Below are 20,217 nucleotides of genomic sequence, written 5' to 3'. Positions count from 1 at the left end.
AAACACAAAAGCAGCACTGCTTGGGAGATTGGCATGTCAACAGAAGCTGAACACACCGTGGGACAGGATTGGCAAGAGGACGTGTTCCGCGTGCTCAAGGCCCACGACGTCAAACACGTGGTCTTCGTACCGGATGCAGGTCACTCGGCGGCGATCCGTATGTCGTATGCAGACCCGGACATCAAGGCCGTTGTCCTCACCACCGAGGAAGAAGGTATCGGCTATCTCGCCGGCGCATGGCTTGGCGGAGAGCGCGGTGCCCTCCTGATGCAGTCCAGCGGCGTCGGTAACTGCATCAACACCCTGGCACTTCAAGTCTGTGCCGGCTTCCCGCTGTTGATGGTGGTTACCATGCGCGGCGACTGGGCCGAATTCAACGCGTGGCAGAACCCGATGGGGCAGGCCACAGAAGCCTCCCTGAACCTGTTGAAGGTCATGACCTGGCGTGCAGACGTTCCAGAAGACGTCGCCCCACTGCTGCACGGTGCCGCGACCATGGCCTTCAACGGTGATTCGTCCACTGCCCTGCTGCTCGGTCAGCGCCTGATTGGAGAAAAGAAATGGGTCAAGTAAGCGCAAACCACACTCTGTGCCGCCGCGAAGTGGTCAAGGCCTTGCTGGCCGACCGCAAAGACGTGCTGGTCGTGACAGGCCTGGGTTCAGCGTCCTATGACGTCATGGCCGCCGGTGACAACGATCTGAATTATTACCTCTGGGCCGCCATGGGCAGCGCAATCACTGTGGGCCTGGGCCTGGCGAATGCGCAGCCAAACAAATCGGTGGTGGTGGTCACCGGTGACGGCGAATTGCTCATGGGCTTCGGCGCACTGGCCACGGTGGCACTGCAAAAGCCCGCCAACCTGACAATTGCCGTACTGGACAACGGTCACTTTGGCGAAACCGGCATGCAAGTCAGTCACGCCGGTTTTGGAATTTCCCTGGACCAGGTCGCGAAGACTTGCGGCTTCAGTTGGACCGATGAAATCCGCAACATGGAAGGCGTACATGACCTGCGCGAGCGCTTTGCGACCCGCGATGGCGTCAAGCTCGCAACGATCAAGATCAAAGCGGAAAACCCGCCACGGGTGCTGCCGCCGCGTGATGGTCACTACGTCAAGAATCGCTTTCGTGCCGCCTTGGGTTTCAACCCGATCTGATTGCTCTTTGCCCGGACCCGGTCACGCAGGGCAGATGCCGTGCGTGACGCGTTGAGGAGAATAAAAATGACTGACCGTAACTCTGAAGAGCTCAATGCCATCCGCGAGGGCGTACGCGCTCTGTGCGCTGAATTCGATGCGGCGTACTGGCGCAAAGTCGACGAAGAAAAAGGCTTTCCGGAAACCTTCGTCAAGGCACTGACCGACGCAGGTTGGCTGGCAGCGATGATCCCTGTCGAATATGGCGGCTCCGGTCTTGGGCTGGCTGAGGCCTCGGTAATCCTGGAAGAAGTGAACCGCTGCGGCGGTAATTCCGGCACAGTTCACGGGCAGATGTACAACATGTTCACCCTGCTGCGTCACGGCAGCGAGGCGCAGAAAAGCTATTACCTGCCGAAACTGGCCAGCGGTGAATTGCGCCTGCAATCGATGGGCGTCACCGAGCCCACTACCGGTACCGACACTACAAAGATAAAGACCACCGCCGTGCGCAAAGGTGACAAGTATGTGATCAACGGGCAGAAGGTGTGGATCTCGCGCGTCCAGCACTCCGACCTGATGATCTTGCTGGCGCGTACCACGCCGTTGGCCGACGTGAAGAAAAAATCCGAAGGCATGTCGATCTTCCTCGTCGATCTACGCGAGGCCATCGGCAACGGCATGACCGTGCAGCCGATCGCCAACATGGTCAATCACGAAACCAACGAGTTGTTCTTCGACAACCTGGAAATCCCCGCTGACAGCCTGATCGGTGAGGAAGGCAAAGGCTTCCGCTACATCCTCGACGGGTTGAATGCCGAACGCACCCTCATCGCCGCCGAATGCATCGGTGACGGTCGCTGGTTTATCGAAAAGGCCAGTGCCTATGCTCGCGACCGCGTGGTGTTTGGGCGTCCTATCGGGCAGAACCAGGGCGTGCAATTCCCCATCGCCGAAGCGCACATCGAAATCGAAGCGGCCGACCTGATGCGCTGGCGCGCCTGCGAGGAATACGACAGCGGCCTCAACGCCGGGGCCAGCGCCAACATGGCCAAGTACCTGGCGGCGAAAGCCTCCTGGGAAGCGGCTAATGCCTGCTTGCAGACCCACGGAGGCTTCGGCTTTGCCTGCGAATACGACGTCGAGCGTAAATTCCGTGAAACCCGTCTGTATCAGGTGGCGCCCATCTCCACCAACCTGATCCTGTCGTACGTTGCCGAACACCTACTTGAACTGCCGCGCTCCTTTTAAAGGATCAGCGTAAAGCCCAGTGCGTCGGCCCAAGCAGGCGCGACTGGGGAGCCATGACAAGAGAGATAATTATCATGAGCCAACCCAAAGGCATCCGCCCGCTTGATGGCATTACCGTCGTCAGCCTTGAGCATGCGATTGCTGCGCCCTTCTGCACCCGACAATTGGCCGACCTTGGTGCGCGTGTGATCAAAGTCGAACGCCCGGGTACGGGGGACTTCGCCAGAGGTTACGACCAACGCGTCAACGGTCTCGCCTCGCACTTCGTCTGGACCAATCGCTCGAAAGAAAGCCTGACCCTCGATCTCAAACAGGATTCGGCCACCGAGGTGCTGGACAGTTTGCTGGGCACTGCTGATGTCCTGGTGCAGAACCTTGCGCCGGGTGCAGCAGCACGAATGGGGTTTTCATTTGAGGCTTTGCATCAGCGGTTTCCGCGCCTGATCGTTTGTGACATTTCAGGCTATGGCGCAGGCGGCCCGTATGAAAAGAAAAAAGCCTATGACCTATTGATCCAGAGCGAAGGCGGATTCCTATCGGTCACCGGCGGACCGGGTGAGGAAGAAATGGCCAAGGCCGGTTGCTCGATTGCTGACATCGCGGCCGGCATGTACGCCTACACCGGAATTCTATCTGCCTTGCTGTTGCGTGGACGCACTGGCGAAGGTAGCCACCTCGATGTGTCGATGCTGGAAAGCCTGGTCGAGTGGATGAACTACCCGATGTACTACGCCTACGACGGCGCTACACCTCCCCCTCGCGCCGGCGCCGCGCACGCCACGATCTACCCCTATGGCCCCTTCCCTATCGGTGACGGCACCACAGTCATGCTGGGGTTGCAGAACGAACGAGAGTGGCGGCTGTTTTGCGACAAGGTACTGCTTACTCCTGAACTGGCGAAAGACGAACGCTTCTCTGCCAACTTCAAGCGCGTCGAAAACCGTCAAGCGCTGCGGGCACTCATCGTTGAATCGTTCTCCACACTCAATTTCGATGCCGTGTTTGATCGGTTAGAGCATGCGCAAATTGCCAACGCCCGGGTCAACGACATGCAAGATGTTTGGGACCATCCGCAACTTCAGGCACGTGACCGATGGCGGGAAGTCGAAACCTCCGCCGGCACCGTCCCGAGCTTGATACCTCCCGGCAGCAACAGCGCGTTCGAGCCACGTATGGATGCCGTACCGGGCCTCGGTCAGCACACCGAACAGGTGCTCAGGGAACTGGGGCTGGGTACAGACCGTATTGAACAAATGCGCGCAGCCGGGGCGATTTAGCCTTCATCTGAAAACAAAAAACCTGCCTGCAACGATCAAAGTTTTTCGAGAGAACACTGCCCAATGAAAATGCTGGTAGCTGTGAAACGAGTGGTCGACTACAACGTCAAGGTTCGCGTTAAGGCGGACAATTCCGGCGTCGACCTCGCCAACGTGAAGATGTCGATGAACCCGTTCTGCGAGATCGCCGTGGAAGAAGCCGTACGCCTGAAAGAAAAGGGTGTTGCGACCGAAATCGTTGTCGTCTCCATCGGCCCGTCCACCGCTCAAGAGCAACTGCGCACCGCGCTGGCTCTGGGTGCCGATCGCGCCATCCTCGTCGAATCCGCCGAAGATCTGACTTCCCTGGCCGTTGCCAAGCTGCTGAAAGCTGTTGTCGACAAGGAACAGCCACAGCTGGTGATCCTTGGCAAACAAGCCATCGACAGCGACAACAACCAGACTGGCCAGATGCTCGCTGCATTGAGCGGCTACGGTCAGGGCACGTTCGCTTCGAAAGTCGAAATCAGCGGCGACAGCGTTGCTGTAACCCGTGAAGTCGACGGCGGCGCGCAGACAGTTTCCCTGAAACTGCCGGCCATTGTCACCACCGACCTGCGTTTGAACGAGCCGCGCTACGCGTCGCTGCCCAACATCATGAAAGCCAAGAAGAAGCCTCTCGACGTGCTGACTGCGGACGCTTTGGGCGTTTCCACCGCCTCCACCAACAAGACCGTGAAAGTCGAAGCGCCGGCTGCACGCAGCGCGGGTATCAAGGTCAAGTCGGTGGCTGAACTGGTCGAGAAACTGAAAAACGAAGCGAAGGTAATCTAAATGACTATCTTGGTTATTGCTGAACACGACAACAAAGTACTGGCCCCGGCCACGCTGAACACCGTGGCGGCTGCTGCCAAAATCGGCGGCGACATCCACGTACTGGTTGCTGGTCAAGGCGCTGGCGCCGTGGCTGAAGCCGCTGCGAAAATCGCTGGCGTGGCTAAAGTGCTGGTGGCCGACAACGCCGCCTACGCTCACCAGTTGCCGGAAAACGTAGCACCGCTGATGGCCGAGCTGGGCGCTGGCTACAGCCACATCCTGGCTGCCGCGACCTCCAACGGCAAAAACATCCTGCCGCGCGTTGCCGCTCAGCTGGACGTTGACCAGATCTCCGAGATCATCTCGGTCGAAAGCGCTGACACGTTCAAGCGCCCGATCTACGCCGGTAACGCCATCGCTACCGTTCAATCGAACGCTGCGATCAAGGTGATCACCGTGCGTGCCACCGGTTTCGACCCGGTGGCTGCTGAAGGTGGTTCGGCTGCCGTTGAAGCGGTTGCTGCTGCGCACAACGCTGGCACCTCGAGCTTCGTTGGCGAAGAACTGGCCAAGTCCGATCGTCCGGAACTGACCGCTGCCAAGATCGTCGTTTCCGGCGGTCGCGGCATGCAGAACGGCGACAACTTCAAACACCTGTACGCCCTGGCCGACAAGCTGGGCGCTGCCGTCGGTGCTTCCCGCGCCGCGGTCGACGCAGGTTTCGTACCCAACGACATGCAGGTCGGTCAGACCGGCAAGATCGTTGCGCCACAGCTGTACATCGCCGTCGGTATCTCCGGCGCGATCCAGCACCTGGCCGGCATGAAAGACTCCAAAGTGATCGTTGCGATCAACAAGGACGAAGAAGCGCCGATCTTCCAGGTGGCCGATTACGGCCTGGTGGCGGATCTTTTTGAAGCGATTCCAGAAATGGCCACCCTGGCTTGATCACTGACCGATTGGAGCAAAGAATATGAGCAGCAGTTCCGATTTTTCCGCCTGGATTGGACGACGTCAGGAAAGCCAGGACCGGATCAGTTTCACTCTGGTCAGACGCATTGCCGCGACATTGGGCGAGTCGGCACCACAACCCGGTGAGCCGCTGCCGCCCCTGTGGCACTGGGCATTTTTTCAGGAGCCGGTGGGTGCCAGCGAACTGGGGCCGGACGGCCATCCAGCGCTTGGGGGATTTTTGCCGCCGGCCCATAACCGCAATCGCATGTGGGCGGGAAGCCGAATTGAGTTTTTCCAGCCATTAAAAGTGGATGCTGAAGTGACCTGTGTATCGACCATCCTCAACGTCGAGGAGAAGCACGGTCGCACGGGTTCCTTATTGTTCGTCACAGTACGCCATGAGTTTTTCCAGGACGGCAAACGCGCCCTTCAAGACGATCAGGACATTGTTTACCGTGAACCTTCCCCGCCCAAACTGAACGGTACCGAAAAGCTACCTGAAGGCCAATGGCAGGAACGGATAGAGCCCACTCCAACCCTGCTGTTTCGCTATTCCGCAGTGACCTTCAATGGTCATCGTATTCACTATGACTGGCCGTATGTGACAGAGACCGAAGGTTATCCGGGGCTGGTGGTACATGGTCCATTGATCGCCACGTTGAATTTGCGTGCCTTTACCAAAGCGCATCCAACTGCGCGCCTGGAGCGTTTCGCATTCCGCGGAGTACGACCTCTGATTTCGCCTAAGCCTTTCCAGGTGGGCGGACGTCTAATCGAAAACGGCAAGGCACAGGTCTGGGCTGGCAATCAGGACGGCACAGCACAGATCGGAGAGATCGAGTTCAGCAATGGAGCAACGCCATGAGCAAATCAATTGTTCGCTCCGCCCTGTTTGTGCCGGCCACTCGACCAGAGCGCATCTCAAAAGCTATTGCCACCGGGGCGGATCGGGTCATCGTTGACTTGGAAGATGCCGTGCAAGAAAACCTCAAGGAGCAGGCGAGGGATAATCTCGACGCGTTCCTGAGCGAAGCCCCGGATGCACGGATTCTGGTCCGAGTGAATGCCCCGGATCACTGGGCGCATGTTGCGGATCTGGATCTTTGCCGACGCCACGCCGGCGTTATCGGAATTCTGCAGCCCAAAGCAGAAAGCGCGAAACAGGTCACCACAGCTGCCGGTACCGAAAAACCGATTTGGCCAATCATCGAGAGCGCGAAGGGCTTGTCAGCACTCAACGAAATTGCCGGCACTCAAGGCGTTGAGCGGTTGTCGTTCGGTAGTCTGGATCTGGGTCTGGACCTGAACCTGACTACTGGCAGCCCTGCCGCCGAAGAAATCCTTAGCCATGCGCGCTACGCCGTTTTGCTCGCCACCCGGGTTGCAGCGCTCGCTCCAGCGTTGGATGGAGTATTTCCGTCGATCCAGGACACCGCTGGGCTACTACGCGCTGTTCATTTTGCACGCGACATGGGCTTTGGTGGCGCGCTGTGTATCCATCCAACCCAAGTCGCGATCATTCATCAGGCGCTAAAACCAAGCCAGGAAGAATTGCACTGGGCGCAACGCATTATCGAAGCCGCTCGTTCAGGTGAAGGCGTTTTCGTGCTGGATGGGCAAATGGTCGATGCGCCGGTCATTGGTCGCGCGCAATCCATTTTGGCTCGCGCGACCTGATTCAACACCGGCGCCGTTGCTTAGAAGCTATGAATCCATTCCCATCCTACAGGACGGTGTCATGACTAACGTTTCCAGCCTTACCCATGCCATTTCAATCAATCCCGCCAATGGTGAGCAGATCGGCCACTACCCCTTCGAATCCGCATCGGAACTGGAGGCATCACTGTCACGTGCTAATAAGGGGTTTTCCACCTGGCGTAGCCAACCCGTCGAAATGCGTTCGCAAGCACTGATCGCTTTGGCAAGGGCATTGCGCGACAACGCAGAAGCGATGGCGAAGATGATCACTCAAGAGATGGGCAAACCCAACACTCAGGCGCGCGGTGAGATTGAAAAGTGTGCGCAACTCTGTGAGTGGTACGCCGAGCACGGCCCCGCCATGCTGACCGCCGAACCCACTCAGGTTGAGGGCGGAAAGGCACGAATTGAATATCGTCCACTGGGTCCGATTCTCGCCGTGATGCCGTGGAACTTTCCCGTCTGGCAGGTGCTGCGCGGCGCCGTCCCGGCGTTGATTGCCGGCAATACCTACGTCCTCAAACATGCGCCGAACGTGATGGGATGCGCCTATTTGCTGCAAGACGCGTTCAAGCACGCCGGCTTTGCAGAAGGTGTGTTCGAAGTCATCAATGTCACGCCCGACGGTGTCTCCACTGCGATAGCAGATCCTCGCATCGCCGCAGTGACGCTCACTGGCAGTGTTCGAGCTGGCATGGCTATTGGCGCGCAGGCGGGTGCAGCCTTGAAGAAGTGCGTGTTGGAACTGGGTGGCTCAGATCCATTCATTGTGCTCAACGACGCCGACCTAGACGAAGCCGTCAAAGCCGCTGTGATTGGCCGCTATCAAAACACCGGACAAGTCTGCGCGGCTGCCAAACGCCTAATTGTCGAGCAAGGCGTTGTCGAGGAGTTTACCCGCAAGTTTGTCGAGTCCACCTGCAAGTTGGTCATTGGCGATCCACTGGCCACAGACACTTACATCGGACCCATGGCCCGCTTTGATCTGCGCGATGAACTAGATCGTCAGGTCCAGGATACCCTGGAAGAAGGCGCGACCTTGTTGTTGGGTGGCAGAAAGGCTGAAGGGCCTGGAAACTTCTACGAGCTTACGGTGTTCGGTGATGTCACCGACCAGATGACCTCGTTCAAACAAGAATTGTTTGGACCCGTGGCATCGATCATCACTGCGCGGGACGCCGCACATGCCCTGGAACTGGCCAATGACAGTGAATTCGGGCTCGCCTCGACCATCTACACACGCAATGTCCAACTGGCCCAGAAGCTGGCCGGCGAACTGGAAACCGGAGGCGTGTTCATCAATGGCTATTGCGCAACCGACCCACGCGTCACCTTCGGCGGCGTAAAGAAAAGCGGGTTTGGCCGTGAGCTGTCGCATTTCGGTGTACGCGAATTCTGTAATGCACAGACCGTCTGGCTGGACCGTCACTAACAACAAGCAAGTCGCCAGGCCCAGCGAAAACGTCCGCTGAGCCAAAGATGGGCGAGTCAGAAAAAGACTCGCCCCACCTTTATGAGGAGCTTTTGATGCGAGTCTTCCCTGCAATGCTGGGCGTTACGCTGACTGCGGCGTTAACCTTCACGCCAGCGATGGCTGCCGAACTTACCGGTACACTTAGAAAAATCAAGAACTCGGGGACCATAAACCTGGGGCACCGAGACTCTTCAATTCCGTTCTCCTACATCGCCGACGCTTCCGGCAAACCAGTTGGCTACTCCCATGACATCCAATTGAAAATTGTCGACGCTATCAAGCAGGAACTTGAGATGCCCGAGCTGAACGTACGGTACAACCTGGTGACGTCACAAACGCGCATCCCGCTTGTGCAAAACGGTACTGTCGATCTGGAGTGCGGTTCTACAACCAATACCGCAGAGAGGGCGCAGCAAGTCGAATTTTCAGTCGGCATCTTCGAAGCCAGCACTCGACTGTTGGTCCGAAAGGATTCGACCTACAAAGACTTTGACCATCTCAATGGCAAGAACGTAGTGACCACTGCTGGCAGCACTGCCGAGCGGATGCTCAAGGTCATGAATGCAGAGAAAAAGATGAACATGAACGTCATCTCTGCCAAAGACATTGGCGAGTCTTACCAAATGCTCGAGTCCGGCCGCGCCATTGCGTTTATGCAGGACGACGCATTGCTGGCGGGCGAGATGGCCAAGGCAAAGAAACCGGAAGATTGGGTGGTGACCGGCACCCCGCAATCCAACGAAATCTATGGTTGCACAATGCGTCGGGGTGATCCGGATCTCAAAAAAGTCGTGGATGACTCGATCAAGTCACTTTTCGTCTCGGGCGAAATCAACGCCATCTACGATAAATGGTTTACTCAGCCCATCCCTCCCAAAGGCTTGAATCTCAAATTCCCCATGAGCGCAGAGCTCAGAACAATCATCGCCCACCCCAACGACCAACCGGCGCCGGAAAAGGCGCTTTAACGGTCGTCCCCTTCTGCTCGAGCGACCAGGACACAGCGAGGCAGTCTTCTCGCGCCATGACCTTGGTATCAGCTGAAGAGTCCACCAAGAGCCAGTGTTTTTGTAGGGGTAAAAACACCTAAAAATAAAAAGGGGTCGCGAGATAAAATCTCGCAACCCCTTGAATTATATGGTCGGGACGGAGTGATTCGAACACTCGACCCCTAGCACCCCATGCTGGGGACTGTACGGCGCTAACCTATTGATTTAAAACGGATACAACCAATTTAAAGGGTGGCAAAACACCCGCTTTTTTGTGTTTATGCAAACGGTAAACCGGGGATTTCAGCGGTGGTTTTGCGCACGTTGCGGCTGGCGTGCAAGAATCTAGCGAACAACCCAAAAAAAATCTGCAGGATGCAAAATGAACGCCCACTTAAACCACCCTAAGGCCAACCTCAACGCGGCCGAGCAAGCCATCACCGCAATGATAGGAGCACAGTCATTCGCGCAATACGAGTCAGAATGGAGAGAATATCTTGGCCATATAGAAAAGGCATGGATTAAGGTGGAGAGAGCCTGCGTCTCCTTCCAAGCAAAATTTCAACCCTGGCAAGGAAAATTCCAGTCGCTTCGAAAAAAAGACATGCTCCTGAGATATTTAAAAGCGGCCAGAGATGCGGACAACCATTCGATTCAAGATTTGGCGAGCATTGAGAATGGCTACCGCGCCATCAATTTTGCCAATTCCAATGGTGGGTATATCGAAAATCTGACCATTTCTAATGGTGAGATAATCGAATACTCCGGCGACCCCATAATCGTGACTGATGTTCCGCCGCGACCTGTAGCACTACCTGTGAAAAATAATGGGTCCTGGTATAACCCGCCTACTTCGCACCTGGGGAACGCGATCACCACTGCGCACCCGACTGAGCTAGCAATGTTAGGGTTAACTTTTTACAACGGGTTTATTTCAGACGTAGAAAAGACCTTTTTCACTTAAGAATGTCGACCTCGCTCCCGCAGTCAGCGGGGGCGGGTCGTTAAAGCACCACCATGTCAAGGTGACCCCGAAACCCACGCAAGTACATGAACTGTAAGGGAAAACTAGTGATTTTCAGAGGGTGAAAAACCCCCACATCACCCTATATGAATCAATAACTTAGCGTTGTATATTCCTACAGTAGTACCCTTCCCTGGCGTCCTGCCGACCGAACACAAATCCCTTTCCGACTGCTACCCTTTCTCTCATCTATAGAGGAATCGCCTTGCCGAATTCAGACCTGCTCCCTTCCCTGCTCTTCAAAATCAACGAGAACCAACTGGCCCTCGAAGCTGCCATTCTTGAGCTATCCAACTGGGTCGAAGCCCGCGGCTCTGCCGAGGTAGCCGACAACGTCCGAGGCGCCCTGGAAGCGATCGACCGGAATGAGGAATTCATCAAGATGACGCTGGCGGTGATGATGACGCCAGAGTGACGGCTATCGGCAAAATCCAGTCAGTCAAAAACCTCTACGAAAGCTATCCCAGAATCACTTCGTCGTTGAGCGAGGTTGGTATGAAAGATTCGAAAGCGCCAAAGGAGTCACTCTGGAACTCATTGGAATTCGCAAAGATTGTCGTAGGTATCCTCACCCCTGCGGCGATCTTCTACTTCACCTTGCTGGACAATCAACGTCAAACAGAACAATCGGAGAGCAAAGCGTCCGTCGTCCGCCAGGAAACTCAGGAGCGCGAGCGCTTTGTCCAAGTCACGAAGCTGAGAATTGCACTTTGGTCGGAGATCTCTCCGCTCATGAACGACTTGTACTGCTATTTCCTTTATGTGGGTCACTGGAAGGAAATCGCACCAGAACAAGTTATCGCCACAAAACGCAAACTGGACAGGCTGATTTCCTCAAACAGACCGTTCTTTTCTCCTGACTTCCTCAAAAAATACGACGCGTTTATGTCTTCAGCATTCAAGACGGGCACTGGCTGGGGCGAAGATGCCAAACTGAGATCAAGGCCAATCCGGGTACAAGACAAAGGCAGGGAGCAAATGTTCGAGCGAAAAGACGCAAAGTTTTTTTACAATTTTGTTGACAATGCCGAGGCAATTCACATTGCGTACTACGATTGGCTAGCCTACGCAGCCAAAGAAATGGATCTCGTGGTTGAGCAGCCTTCTAAACCCGGGGTGCCACCCCAGACCGGAACTAATAAGGGCAACTGACAATAAGCCCTGACTCTTCAGTCTCGCATCAGAGCAGGCACCTGTTTCAACAGAACCAGCAGCTGCTCAGGGAGAAGCGGGAACTGGAGAGCCAATAGCTCGGACATAGGCCTGGCATGCTGCCAACGCTATCAATCCCTGGTCGCCGTCACTGGTGATTCCGATAATTCGTTGAGCATGCGCTGGGTCAAGTCGGGCGCGCGCTGCTCCATGAACCATGCCGCCGGCGCTGGTGGCGGCTGACACTGGGCTACCATCACTAGCGGGGTAGCCGCTGGCCAGAAGGACTGACAGCCGTAATTCGCCAGTAGCAATACGATCGCGCAGGCGTTTCTGATGAGCTTGTTCACGCTGTAATTCCTGATAGCGGGTTTCGTCATTGGTCTGTATCCGCGCCTCAAGCGCGACGCGATCGGCCTTCTGCTGCTCCAGCTGGCCCACCACCGCCGCCAGTTCCTGGCTATGCTGCTCGGCGGCCTTCTGGGCCTCTTTGGCCAGCGCCTGGCCATAACGCCACTCCTGCACCTGCCAGGCGCCGCCGGCACTGAGCCCGGCCAGCAGCACCGGGGCGATTACCAGCGCCAGGGCGCGATAGCCGGCGGGAATCACTTCGATCAGCCGCATAGCACCGACTTGGCCTTGGCCCACAGCTCGCGACGCTCAGCGCGGCCATTGCCGCCGCCATTGATCACGCTGCTGATACCGTCGAACAGCCCGAGGTCGGCCTTATCGCTCAGGCCGCGATCCCACCAGAACCAAGCCGCCGACAGCGCCGCGTATTCCGGCTGCTGCAGCAGCTCGGGTTGTTCCAGCAGCGGCAGGTTCAGCGCCTGGCCGCACAGCCGGTAGTTGTCGCGAAAGGTGATGCCGATCCCGCCCCGGGCACGAAAGCGGAACCCATCGCCGGACGCCTCGGGCCCGTTACCGTAACGAGCGCCATACACCCGGTTCGCCAGCTTTTCCGAGTTGCGCAAATAGCCCTTGGCAAACTCGACCTCGGCCGGATCGACGCGGCCGTTATGGTTCAGGTCAAAGCCATACTTGAACAGCTGCGCCACGCGCTCGGCGTCCTTGTAATACAGACTTTCCGACAGCTGGGTTAGCTGGGCCGACTCGTGGCCGATCTGCGCCAGAAAGGCCGCCTGACGTACCCGGGTGCTGATGTCGAAGCGGGCCATGGCACGGTTGAGCGCCGGCAGCCAGGCGCCGACCACCGGCCGGCAGTTTGGGAGGATGGCCAGCAGCTGCTGCTGGGTCAGTGGGGAATAAGCCATTGCACAATCTCCAGGCATAAAAAAACCGCCCGAAGGCGGCCAGAGGGTGAGGGAAAACGGATCAGTCCAGCGGTGAAACGATTTTCAGCGGCGCGGTGGCCTTCTTGCCTTTGGCCTTGGCCTTGCCGCTCTTGCCGCCGTTACATTCGACGGTGGTGGTCCAGCCCGACTGGGTGAATACCTGTTCCACCGAGTCGACCAAATATTCACCGTCGAGTCCGTCCTTGAAGCCCTGGGCATTGATCACCCGCTCGGCGAACAGGTCAGTGCGACCGGGCATTTCCAGGCGCACACCGGCCGTTGAACGATTGAATGCCGCCAGACGCGCCTTGGCGGCCTGCTCGGCGGCGGACTTGTTGGGGTGGATATGGCGGTCGGTGTGAATCGGCGGCAGGCCGTCCGGCGATTCGTCGTTGTCCAGCTGGACAACCGACAGCTTGCCGGTGGCCTTGTCTTGGTGCTGGGTGCGCACCGCCTTGTGCGTGCTGCGATCCGACAGGCGAAACTGCCAACGGCTGACATCGCGGCGGGTCAGCGTGACCACCCCCAAGGCTTTGCCGCTGGCACTGAGGCCGGCCTGGCGCGGCAGCACCAACAACTTGCCGTCGGCGATCTTGGCCGTGCAGTCGTACTGCTTGGCAAGGCGGGTGACAAAGTTAAAATCGGACTCACCCAGCTGATCCACACGCGGCACGATCGTCGGCACGGGACATACCGTTGCCCAGCCATTACGCGCGGCAATATCACCGACGATACGACTCAGGCTGACCGCCTCCCAACTGCCACTGCGGATGGTCTTGCCGCTGCCACGCATGTCGCTGGCCTTGCCGCGGATCACCAGGGTGTCCGGTGGCCCGGACAACTCCACATCGTCCACGGTGTAGCGACCCAGGCGGCCTAAGGCGGCATCGGCATAGCCGAGGTAGATCTCGATACTGGCGCCGCGTGCCGGCAAGGTGACGGCGCCGTCACGGTCGTCAATGCGCAACTCAAACTCGTCCGACTCCATGCCGGGCTTGTCCGAGGTGCGCAGCAGCAACAGGCGGTCGTTGATCAGGCGGGTGATGTCGCTGCCATCGGCAACAATACGAAATACAGGGGTCATGCCAGGCTCCAGGTTAATCCCACAAGGTCACGCTCGCCTCCGCCGGCTGGGGTAAGTCCGGCAAGGTGATCAACACGCCCGCACGAAACGGTAAGACCTCGTCGGCCAAGCCGGGATTGGCCGCCAGTACCAGCTCCACGGTGCCGTTTAAATGCCCGTAGCGCTGATAACAGAGGGTGTCGAGTAGATCGCCGTCAGAGGTTCTGCAGATCATCGCCATAACGGACGAACTCCAAGCTAAAGGACTGCTTGCGCGGAATGCCGCCGTGTAACAGGGCGCTCTGCTCTTCTTCGATGTTGGTCAGGCACCAGTTGCCCAGCACATCGCCGTAACCGGTGGTCAAGCTCAGGGGCAGCAACTGGGCGGCAATGCGCCGCAGCGTATCGAGCTGTTTCAGGCCACCGCGAAAGCCCGGGTGGATGGCGCCCTTGAGGGTGATCTTTTCATCGCCCAAGCCCACCGCCTGCTGCGCCGGCCGGCGCGTCAAACGCTCCTGCGAGGCCCAACGAAAGGCGGTCTGCCGGCGCAACTCGTCGAAGGCCGCGGTGTCCAGGTTGAAGAAATACGGCGCGGCGGACGCCTTGAGCGGCTGCATGATCAGCAGGTGCGGAAACGGCTTGACCGCCTCAACCGCCGGCGTGGCATCCGTCGCCAATACACTGGTCGGGAAAATGTTAGCCAAGTTGCCCAGTGACGGCAGCGCTTTGCCGGCCAGTTGATTGATCGCCGCCCCCGCCTTGGCCGCCTGCTCTTGCAGCGCCCCGATCCGCCCGTCAATCTCTGACGCGGCCCGCGTGGCCGCGCCGTAGACCGCGACCACCGAGCCAATTTTGGCCTGGGCGGCGTTCACCCCGGTCATCAACCGCTGCAATTTGGCAGCGACCTCCTGGCCCACGAACGGCAAATTCTCCAGTTCGGACACGGCGCCGCCCATATCGCCGATGGCGCCGTTCATGGGGCCGATCATGCCGTCCAGGCTGCTGCGCCCTGCCTCGCCGGCCGCGACCATGAACTTCAGGCTGCTTTGCATCTGCTCCATGTAGGCCATGGCACCTCCTTAAACGTGCGGACTGTCATACAACTGGCGATCAGCGGCCCGGCGCATCTCGTCGCCGATGTCGCGCGCGAAGTCCTTGAACTTGCCTTCCAGCATCGGCTCCAGTTGCCGGAGCAAATCCGCCGGGTCTTTGACGTCGCCTTCAATGGTGATGGGCATGCTCAGCGGAAACGTGAAGGTTTGCTCGACCTTCGGCGCCTTGGCCTCGGGCTTGAGCATCATCGGCTTCCAGGCCTCGGGCTTGCCTTCCTTAGTCGACATTGAACGCACTACATCCCCCGGCGCCGCATCGCCAAACAGCGACTTGCCGAATGTTGCCCCGAGCGCATCACCGCCCATGCCGCCGAGGAACGCCCCCACCATGCCGCCGACTGCCGTGCCAATGATCGGCACAATAGAGCCAATCGCCGCACCGGCCGCCGCACCGGCCAGCGAGCCCGCCAGACCACCCGCCGCGCCGCCGTAGCCCTCGGCCTTTTCGTCGTCGGTTTTGGCCGAGAGGTATGTGTCAAAGACCTTCAGGCCAGCCTCAAATATCGTGCCCCCCGGCAGGGCCTTGCCCAACTTGCCGGTCTTGGTCGCCAGCGTCTTCAACCGGCCGGCCGGCGGCGATGGGGTGTGCGGTACCGGCGGTGGGGATGGCGGACTACCGTTGCCCTTGGCCTCGCTAATGACATCGAGCAGTTGCAGGCCCGTCTCCAGCGGATCAATGCCGGCGTGCCCATCACCTGCCGCCCCCTCCTTGCGCCCCAGCAGCGCCTCGGCGCCCGCCGTGACCAATCCCGCCACCAATCCACCCTTGCCGCCCCGGGACGACCCAGCGCCGACCAGGCCGCGTCCGGCGTTGGTAACAAAGACCTCCTGCACCCCGCCCTTGCCGCCACGCCCCGCCAGCCCACCCCGGGCGAGATTGGACAGACCGCGTCCGATCTTCAGCGTGCCCAGGACACCGACCACCGTGCTGGCCCCAGCCGCCAGTGCCGTCAGTCCCATCACCAGCTTGGGCGACTCGTCCGATACCTTGGCGATCCCTTGGGCGATGGTCGTCAACCCGCCGGCCAAGGCATCGGTCGCCGGGCGAATGGCATCCCCAATACTGCGCAAGGCGTCATTGCCCGCCTGCAGCGTTTCACTCCACTTCTGCGCCGAGGTGTCGCGCCGCTCGCCCAGGTTCTTGTCGAGAATGCCCGACGCCTCAGCGGCCTTATTTTTCAGCTGCTCATACAGCGCCTTGTTCTGCACATAGGCGGCCAATGCCGACTTGACCTGCATGTCGGCAAAAATATCGCCGGTGCGCAGGGCCTGCTCCAGGCTGTTGAGCATGGCCTTGGCTTTTTCCGGGTCCGCTTCCTTGCTGATCCGGGCCGTGGCCTCAGCCATCTGCGCGGCCTTTTTCGGGTCCGTCGCCTCGATGTACCGCTTGGCCAGGCCAAAGCTCGCCTCCAACGTCGACATGCCTCCTTGAATGCCGGTGTTCATCGAGCCTTGGTAATCAATGCCAGCCTTCTTGTACGCGTCCACCACCTCGCCGGAACCGATTTTCTCCATCCAGTTCTTGAGGTTGTTGGCCGCCTCGTCGGCGGTACCGGCGGTTTTCATTTGCACCTGGAGCATTGCACCCAGTTGCGTCACGGCGTCCATGCCGGTAATGCCCTGCTTCTGCATACCCGCCAGCAACTGCGGGAACCAGCGCGCCATGTCGCTGGCCTCGAAGCTGCCCGCCTGGCCTTGGAAGGCCACCGCCTCCAGCGCCTTTTCCAGCACCTTGGGATCGGTGATCTTGGCGTTGCTCTGCAGTGCCTGGATCATCTTCGCGGTGTCGACGCCGGAGGAACCTTGGCCGACGACGAACTTGGCCGCCACCGGCGCAAACTCCATGGCCTGCTTCAGCTCCATGCCGGCGCCGACCAACTGGTTGACCACGTCCGCCACTTCGTTGCGCCCCATCCCGATGTCTTTCGACGTCTGGATGATGCCGCGCGACATCTCGCCTTCTTGCGCCGAGCGGGCCACGCCGGCCTTGATCGCAATGTCGCGAATGATCGCTTGATAATCGGCGCTGACCTTGGTCGGAATCACCGCCAAACCCATCCCCACCGCCGCCTGCGCTATGCCGCCGCGCAGCTGCTGCTTGCCCTGATCAAGCTGGTTATGGCCCTTCAGTTTCAGCTCAGCGCTGCGCCCGGCGCGACCCAGGCGGTCATATTCCCGGGCCAGCTTGCCGACCTCGATGCCCTCTTTGCGCAGGACATTGAGGTTTTTTTCCAGTCGCCCCAGCAGCGCTGACGCGCCTTTCTCGCCGGCGTCGTGGGCCTTTTTCCACTCATCGCGCAGGCGCATCGTTTCGCCAATGGCGCTTTGCAGCACCCGGGCCTTTTTGCCTTGTTCGCTGAGTTTCTTAACGCGGCTTTCGACGTCCTTGAACGCCGCGCCCACGGTCGAACTCACCGCCCCGCCGATCACCAGGCCGAGCGCCATTTTGTTTGCCATAGGAATGCCCTGTTACGCGTAACGGAGGGAAGGGCTCAATCCCTGAGCCACCACAGCATGCGACCAAACGGCATCGCCTCAATTTCATTGGCCGAGAAGTGGTATTCCCGGGCCAGCTGTTTGGCTGCCGCCTTAATCGTTGTATTTGTAAGGTTCATCGTCCTCGACCAGGCGAAAATAGCCGGCCTGCACGCGGTTGTAGTTCACCACGGCCAGGCCCTCCAAATCGCCCTGCCCGACCTCGGCCAGGCTGGCTAACAGAATCACTTCGCGCTTCTCGGCGTCCCCACCCGATTGCGCGGTGGCCGCCCGCAGTTCACGCACGGTCGGCGAGCGCAGGTGCAGGCGGTCAACCTTCACCTGATTGAGTTCGCTCGGCTTGGTCAGCTTGATGCTCACGCCTTCTTCGGTGATTTCCATCCAGCTCGGCAGTGCTTTAGTCGTCATCGTCATAGTCCTTAAATACCCAAAATGGTGCGCACAGAGGCGAGTTGATCCACGCCGTCAATGACGCGCACGGAGTTGACGGGATCGATCTCGTACATCACCCGGCCATCGATCTCCAGCTTGTAATACGTCACGCTCACGGCGTACTTGAACTCGGCCTTGGCGCCCGGCGACCACTCGCCCGGATCGACTTCACGCAGACCGCCGCGCAGGGTCGCCACCGCACCGGTGGTCGCGCCCTTCTGGCCCTTGAATGCCCCTCGGAACGAGGCGTTAAAGCCGGTCTGGTCGAAGGCGCCGAAGTACTTCAGCACCTCTTTGCGAATGCCGTTGGTGGTAAAGCTGGCCTCGAGCTTTTCCAGGCCCATGTCCATGTCCACCGCAGCATCCATCCCGCCACCGCGATACTCCTCGGTTTTGACGGTGAGTTTGGGCAGGCTCAGGCTCGGCACATCGCCGTCCAGGCTCATGCCATCGACGAACATGTTGGTGTTGAACAGAGTTTGCGGAATCATTGAGCGGCCCCCTTAGGCGTCAAGCACTTCAGTCAGCCACTGATCAGTGACTTCAATACGGAAATTCGGGTTTTCAGCCGGCGGCACGTCGGTGAAACGGATGTTCCAATACACCTTGCCCTGGGCCAGTTGGCTGGCGGTGTTCAGCCCAGCGTCGGCATACACTTCAAAGTTCACCACCGCGCCCTGATTTTTCAGGTCGCGCATGAACGCCTCCAAGCCGTCGGTGACGTCCTTGACGTAGGTCTTGGTGATCGAGCGGTCGACGGCCCATTTGTGGGCGAACTGGATCGCGTCCATCACGATGTCCAGCGTTCGCACCCGGGTGACAAAGGCCCACTTCGGATCGGCCGACAGCGTGCGGTTGCCCCACAAGCGATAACCGCCATCCCGAATGATGGTCGCGATCAGAGCGTTGTTGAGCAGGTTGGCTCGGCAGGTTTCATCACCGTCGAGAAACTCCACCGGGCGCTTGGTGCCGGTGATACCCACAAACTCCTTGTTCGACGGCGAGGCCCAAAAACCGTACTCGGCATCGGTCCAGGCGAACAAGCCGGCGACCCAGGCCGAGGCCGGCGCGTCGACGGTGGCGGAGGTGCCGGTATCCCAATACTGCACCCCGGGATCGACCATAAAACCGCGCTTGGCGCCGAAGCTCTCGGCGTATTCCATGGCGTCTTCATCGGTGGTGTTGGGGCCGTCGAGAATGGCCAGACCGCGCAGCTTGTCAGCCAGGGCGACCAGGGCGGTGCCCACGGCCAAGGTCCCGGAGTGCTTGGGCGTGATCAACAGCCGCGGCTTGGCGTTGAATTTGCTCTTGCCATCGAGCAACGCCTGCAGGCCGGTGCGCTGGCCCGAGGCCAACACCCCGCCGATGATCGCCGAGGTTTGCGCGGCGGGGTCGACCACCACGGCCACGCCACAGGCGACGATCACCGCCTTGGCGCGCACGTAGATGGCTTGGCAGGCCCGCGTGATCGCCGAATTAGGCCCAAAGGCGGCGATGGCCTCGCGCTCACTGGTGATCAGCTTCAGCTCATTGGGCAGCGCTTCGCACGCCGGACCGGGGGTAAAGGTGTCGCACAGCCCGATGATGGACGACGACGGCAAGGCAATGGTGCGCGCGCCAGTATCGACGGCGGTGGTGGTGACACCATGAAAAAAGCTCATGCGGATTGCTCCAGAAGATTGGAAAGCCAGACAGAAAAAAACTCGCACCAGGCGAGTTGGGGTTTCAGGGCTGAGGCCCAGTGCAGCAAGGGGTTGCGCTTAGCTCGGCGGACTGGAATTCAGCGCCTCCACCAACTTCGCGACATCCGGGTTCTGCGCCAGGAACGCCGTCAACTTGGCGACCGGGTCGAGTGCCGCCTGAGGCACCGGCGCAGGCCGATTGACCAGACACCAGACCTGCCCGTTGAAACGCGGCCAACTGCCCTCGGGCACGCCTTGGGGCGGCTCCAACAGGGTGCAGCGCGCCGGCATAAGGAACACGCCCGCTTCCAGCGGGGACTCGTCGGCCACCGTCGCGCCGACGAACAGCCCCGCAAGGTCATATTGGTAAACCTGCATGGTGCCTCC

The 20,217-nt window shown here is 59.3% G+C and carries 23 protein-coding genes; 13 read left to right on the top strand and 10 right to left on the bottom strand.

Annotation, left to right across the window (positions count from 1 at the left end; all coding sequences use genetic code 11):
- Positions 1 to 33 precede the first annotated feature (33 nt).
- From F8N80_RS15170 to F8N80_RS15110, 13 genes are all read left to right on the top strand, one after another.
- Positions 34 to 573, top strand: a complete 540-nt coding sequence (locus F8N80_RS15170; protein WP_150743831.1) for a thiamine pyrophosphate-binding protein — start codon at positions 34 to 36, stop codon at positions 571 to 573.
- On the top strand, positions 561 to 1,157 hold the full coding sequence (locus tag F8N80_RS15165) for a thiamine pyrophosphate-dependent enzyme (protein WP_150743830.1): 597 nt from the start codon (positions 561 to 563) through the stop codon (positions 1,155 to 1,157). The genes F8N80_RS15170 and F8N80_RS15165 overlap by 13 nt, the downstream gene beginning before the upstream one ends.
- Positions 1,158 to 1,223: 66 nt before the next feature.
- The gene (locus tag F8N80_RS15160) at positions 1,224 to 2,387 is read left to right on the top strand and encodes an acyl-CoA dehydrogenase family protein (RefSeq protein ID WP_046053068.1); all 1,164 of its coding nucleotides are present in this window, start codon (positions 1,224 to 1,226) and stop codon (positions 2,385 to 2,387) included.
- A gap of 74 nt (positions 2,388 to 2,461) precedes the next feature.
- The gene (locus F8N80_RS15155; RefSeq protein ID WP_191632931.1) at positions 2,462 to 3,664 is read left to right on the top strand and encodes a CaiB/BaiF CoA transferase family protein; all 1,203 of its coding nucleotides are present in this window, start codon (positions 2,462 to 2,464) and stop codon (positions 3,662 to 3,664) included.
- A gap of 63 nt (positions 3,665 to 3,727) precedes the next feature.
- A complete protein-coding gene (locus F8N80_RS15150) occupies positions 3,728 to 4,477 on the top strand; it encodes an electron transfer flavoprotein subunit beta/FixA family protein (protein WP_150743828.1) in 750 nt (249 codons plus the stop codon).
- Positions 4,478 to 5,407 carry an electron transfer flavoprotein subunit alpha/FixB family protein gene (locus F8N80_RS15145; RefSeq protein ID WP_150743827.1) on the top strand — a complete coding sequence of 310 codons (930 nt, stop codon included), beginning with the start codon at positions 4,478 to 4,480 and terminating at the stop codon, positions 5,405 to 5,407.
- Positions 5,408 to 5,432: 25 nt separating this feature from the next.
- Positions 5,433 to 6,278, top strand: a complete 846-nt coding sequence (locus tag F8N80_RS15140; RefSeq protein ID WP_034099098.1) for an FAS1-like dehydratase domain-containing protein — start codon at positions 5,433 to 5,435, stop codon at positions 6,276 to 6,278.
- Positions 6,275 to 7,090: an HpcH/HpaI aldolase/citrate lyase family protein gene (locus F8N80_RS15135; RefSeq protein WP_150743826.1), complete on the top strand. Its 816-nt coding sequence runs from the start codon at positions 6,275 to 6,277 to the stop codon at positions 7,088 to 7,090. The genes F8N80_RS15140 and F8N80_RS15135 overlap by 4 nt, the downstream gene beginning before the upstream one ends.
- A 61-nt stretch (positions 7,091 to 7,151) precedes the next feature.
- Positions 7,152 to 8,543, top strand: a complete 1,392-nt coding sequence (locus F8N80_RS15130) for an aldehyde dehydrogenase family protein (RefSeq protein WP_150743825.1) — start codon at positions 7,152 to 7,154, stop codon at positions 8,541 to 8,543.
- 95 nt (positions 8,544 to 8,638) lie between these two features.
- The gene (locus F8N80_RS15125) at positions 8,639 to 9,553 is read left to right on the top strand and encodes a transporter substrate-binding domain-containing protein (RefSeq protein WP_150743859.1); all 915 of its coding nucleotides are present in this window, start codon (positions 8,639 to 8,641) and stop codon (positions 9,551 to 9,553) included.
- A gap of 403 nt (positions 9,554 to 9,956) precedes the next feature.
- Positions 9,957 to 10,538, top strand: coding sequence for a hypothetical protein (locus F8N80_RS15120; RefSeq protein ID WP_224790691.1), 582 nt, complete (start codon positions 9,957 to 9,959; stop codon positions 10,536 to 10,538).
- 265 nt (positions 10,539 to 10,803) lie between these two features.
- Complete coding sequence (locus F8N80_RS15115; RefSeq protein ID WP_150784195.1) at positions 10,804 to 11,013, top strand: hypothetical protein; 210 nt, start codon at positions 10,804 to 10,806, stop codon at positions 11,011 to 11,013.
- A gap of 80 nt (positions 11,014 to 11,093) precedes the next feature.
- Positions 11,094 to 11,750: a hypothetical protein gene (locus F8N80_RS15110; RefSeq protein ID WP_150784194.1), complete on the top strand. Its 657-nt coding sequence runs from the start codon at positions 11,094 to 11,096 to the stop codon at positions 11,748 to 11,750.
- Between the two features lie 66 nt (positions 11,751 to 11,816).
- On the opposite strand, the gene F8N80_RS15105 is transcribed toward F8N80_RS15110, so the two are convergent.
- The 10 genes from F8N80_RS15105 to F8N80_RS15060 form a co-directional block, all read right to left on the bottom strand.
- Positions 11,817 to 12,374 (bottom strand): lysis system i-spanin subunit Rz, encoded by a 558-nt coding sequence (locus F8N80_RS15105; RefSeq protein WP_150784193.1) that lies wholly within the window; start codon positions 12,372 to 12,374, stop codon positions 11,817 to 11,819.
- Positions 12,365 to 13,024 (bottom strand): glycoside hydrolase family 19 protein, encoded by a 660-nt coding sequence (locus F8N80_RS15100; RefSeq protein ID WP_150784192.1) that lies wholly within the window; start codon positions 13,022 to 13,024, stop codon positions 12,365 to 12,367. The genes F8N80_RS15105 and F8N80_RS15100 overlap by 10 nt, the downstream gene beginning before the upstream one ends.
- Before the next feature lie 61 nt (positions 13,025 to 13,085).
- A complete protein-coding gene (locus tag F8N80_RS15095) occupies positions 13,086 to 14,129 on the bottom strand; it encodes a phage late control D family protein (RefSeq protein WP_150784191.1) in 1,044 nt (347 codons plus the stop codon).
- 13 nt (positions 14,130 to 14,142) lie between these two features.
- On the bottom strand, positions 14,143 to 14,349 hold the full coding sequence (locus F8N80_RS15090) for a tail protein X (RefSeq protein WP_150784190.1): 207 nt from the start codon (positions 14,347 to 14,349) through the stop codon (positions 14,143 to 14,145).
- Complete coding sequence (locus F8N80_RS15085) at positions 14,324 to 15,178, bottom strand: phage tail protein (RefSeq protein WP_150784189.1); 855 nt, start codon at positions 15,176 to 15,178, stop codon at positions 14,324 to 14,326. Before F8N80_RS15085 ends, F8N80_RS15090 begins: the two co-directional genes overlap by 26 nt.
- 9 nt (positions 15,179 to 15,187) lie before the next feature.
- A complete protein-coding gene (locus tag F8N80_RS15080) occupies positions 15,188 to 17,677 on the bottom strand; it encodes a phage tail tape measure protein (RefSeq protein ID WP_150784188.1) in 2,490 nt (829 codons plus the stop codon).
- A gap of 132 nt (positions 17,678 to 17,809) precedes the next feature.
- Entirely contained in the window at positions 17,810 to 18,124 is a 315-nt protein-coding gene (locus F8N80_RS15075) for a phage tail assembly protein (RefSeq protein WP_224790690.1), read from the bottom strand.
- 11 nt (positions 18,125 to 18,135) lie between these two features.
- Positions 18,136 to 18,639 (bottom strand): phage major tail tube protein, encoded by a 504-nt coding sequence (locus F8N80_RS15070; RefSeq protein ID WP_150784187.1) that lies wholly within the window; start codon positions 18,637 to 18,639, stop codon positions 18,136 to 18,138.
- A gap of 12 nt (positions 18,640 to 18,651) precedes the next feature.
- The gene (locus tag F8N80_RS15065; protein ID WP_150784186.1) at positions 18,652 to 19,809 is read right to left on the bottom strand and encodes a phage tail sheath subtilisin-like domain-containing protein; all 1,158 of its coding nucleotides are present in this window, start codon (positions 19,807 to 19,809) and stop codon (positions 18,652 to 18,654) included.
- 99 nt (positions 19,810 to 19,908) lie between these two features.
- A complete protein-coding gene (locus F8N80_RS15060) occupies positions 19,909 to 20,208 on the bottom strand; it encodes a phage tail protein (protein ID WP_150784185.1) in 300 nt (99 codons plus the stop codon).
- Positions 20,209 to 20,217 lie beyond the last annotated feature (9 nt).

It is taken from the genome of Pseudomonas fluorescens, assembly GCF_902497995.1.
In the GTDB taxonomy this organism is placed as follows: Bacteria; Pseudomonadota; Gammaproteobacteria; order Pseudomonadales; family Pseudomonadaceae; genus Aquipseudomonas; species Aquipseudomonas fluorescens_BK.
The sequence above is the reverse complement of the archived record's forward strand: the minus strand, read 5'-3'. Positions and strand labels throughout refer to the sequence as shown.

Bases quoted from the DNA above. Each gene is read 5' to 3' on its own strand.
- F8N80_RS15085 (WP_150784189.1), bottom strand. From the start codon at position 15,178: ATGGCCTACATGGAGCAGATGCAAAGCAGCCTGAAGTTCATGGTCGCG.
- F8N80_RS15155 (WP_191632931.1), top strand. From the start codon at position 2,462: ATGAGCCAACCCAAAGGCATCCGCCCGCTTGATGGCATTACCGTCGTC.
- F8N80_RS15080 (WP_150784188.1), bottom strand. From the start codon at position 17,677: ATGGCAAACAAAATGGCGCTCGGCCTGGTGATCGGCGGGGCGGTGAGT.
- F8N80_RS15125 (WP_150743859.1), top strand. From the start codon at position 8,639: ATGCGAGTCTTCCCTGCAATGCTGGGCGTTACGCTGACTGCGGCGTTA.
- F8N80_RS15135 (WP_150743826.1), top strand. From the start codon at position 6,275: ATGAGCAAATCAATTGTTCGCTCCGCCCTGTTTGTGCCGGCCACTCGA.
- F8N80_RS15130 (WP_150743825.1), top strand. From the start codon at position 7,152: ATGACTAACGTTTCCAGCCTTACCCATGCCATTTCAATCAATCCCGCC.
- F8N80_RS15060 (WP_150784185.1), bottom strand. From the start codon at position 20,208: ATGCAGGTTTACCAATATGACCTTGCGGGGCTGTTCGTCGGCGCGACG.
- F8N80_RS15145 (WP_150743827.1), top strand. From the start codon at position 4,478: ATGACTATCTTGGTTATTGCTGAACACGACAACAAAGTACTGGCCCCG.
- F8N80_RS15070 (WP_150784187.1), bottom strand. From the start codon at position 18,639: ATGATTCCGCAAACTCTGTTCAACACCAACATGTTCGTCGATGGCATG.
- F8N80_RS15170 (WP_150743831.1), top strand. From the start codon at position 34: ATGTCAACAGAAGCTGAACACACCGTGGGACAGGATTGGCAAGAGGAC.
- F8N80_RS15110 (WP_150784194.1), top strand. From the start codon at position 11,094: ATGAAAGATTCGAAAGCGCCAAAGGAGTCACTCTGGAACTCATTGGAA.
- F8N80_RS15065 (WP_150784186.1), bottom strand. From the start codon at position 19,809: ATGAGCTTTTTTCATGGTGTCACCACCACCGCCGTCGATACTGGCGCG.
- F8N80_RS15090 (WP_150784190.1), bottom strand. From the start codon at position 14,349: ATGGCGATGATCTGCAGAACCTCTGACGGCGATCTACTCGACACCCTC.
- F8N80_RS15150 (WP_150743828.1), top strand. From the start codon at position 3,728: ATGAAAATGCTGGTAGCTGTGAAACGAGTGGTCGACTACAACGTCAAG.
- F8N80_RS15120 (WP_224790691.1), top strand. From the start codon at position 9,957: ATGAACGCCCACTTAAACCACCCTAAGGCCAACCTCAACGCGGCCGAG.
- F8N80_RS15160 (WP_046053068.1), top strand. From the start codon at position 1,224: ATGACTGACCGTAACTCTGAAGAGCTCAATGCCATCCGCGAGGGCGTA.
- F8N80_RS15100 (WP_150784192.1), bottom strand. From the start codon at position 13,024: ATGGCTTATTCCCCACTGACCCAGCAGCAGCTGCTGGCCATCCTCCCA.
- F8N80_RS15095 (WP_150784191.1), bottom strand. From the start codon at position 14,129: ATGACCCCTGTATTTCGTATTGTTGCCGATGGCAGCGACATCACCCGC.
- F8N80_RS15075 (WP_224790690.1), bottom strand. From the start codon at position 18,124: ATGACGACTAAAGCACTGCCGAGCTGGATGGAAATCACCGAAGAAGGC.
- F8N80_RS15140 (WP_034099098.1), top strand. From the start codon at position 5,433: ATGAGCAGCAGTTCCGATTTTTCCGCCTGGATTGGACGACGTCAGGAA.
- F8N80_RS15105 (WP_150784193.1), bottom strand. From the start codon at position 12,374: ATGCGGCTGATCGAAGTGATTCCCGCCGGCTATCGCGCCCTGGCGCTG.
- F8N80_RS15165 (WP_150743830.1), top strand. From the start codon at position 561: ATGGGTCAAGTAAGCGCAAACCACACTCTGTGCCGCCGCGAAGTGGTC.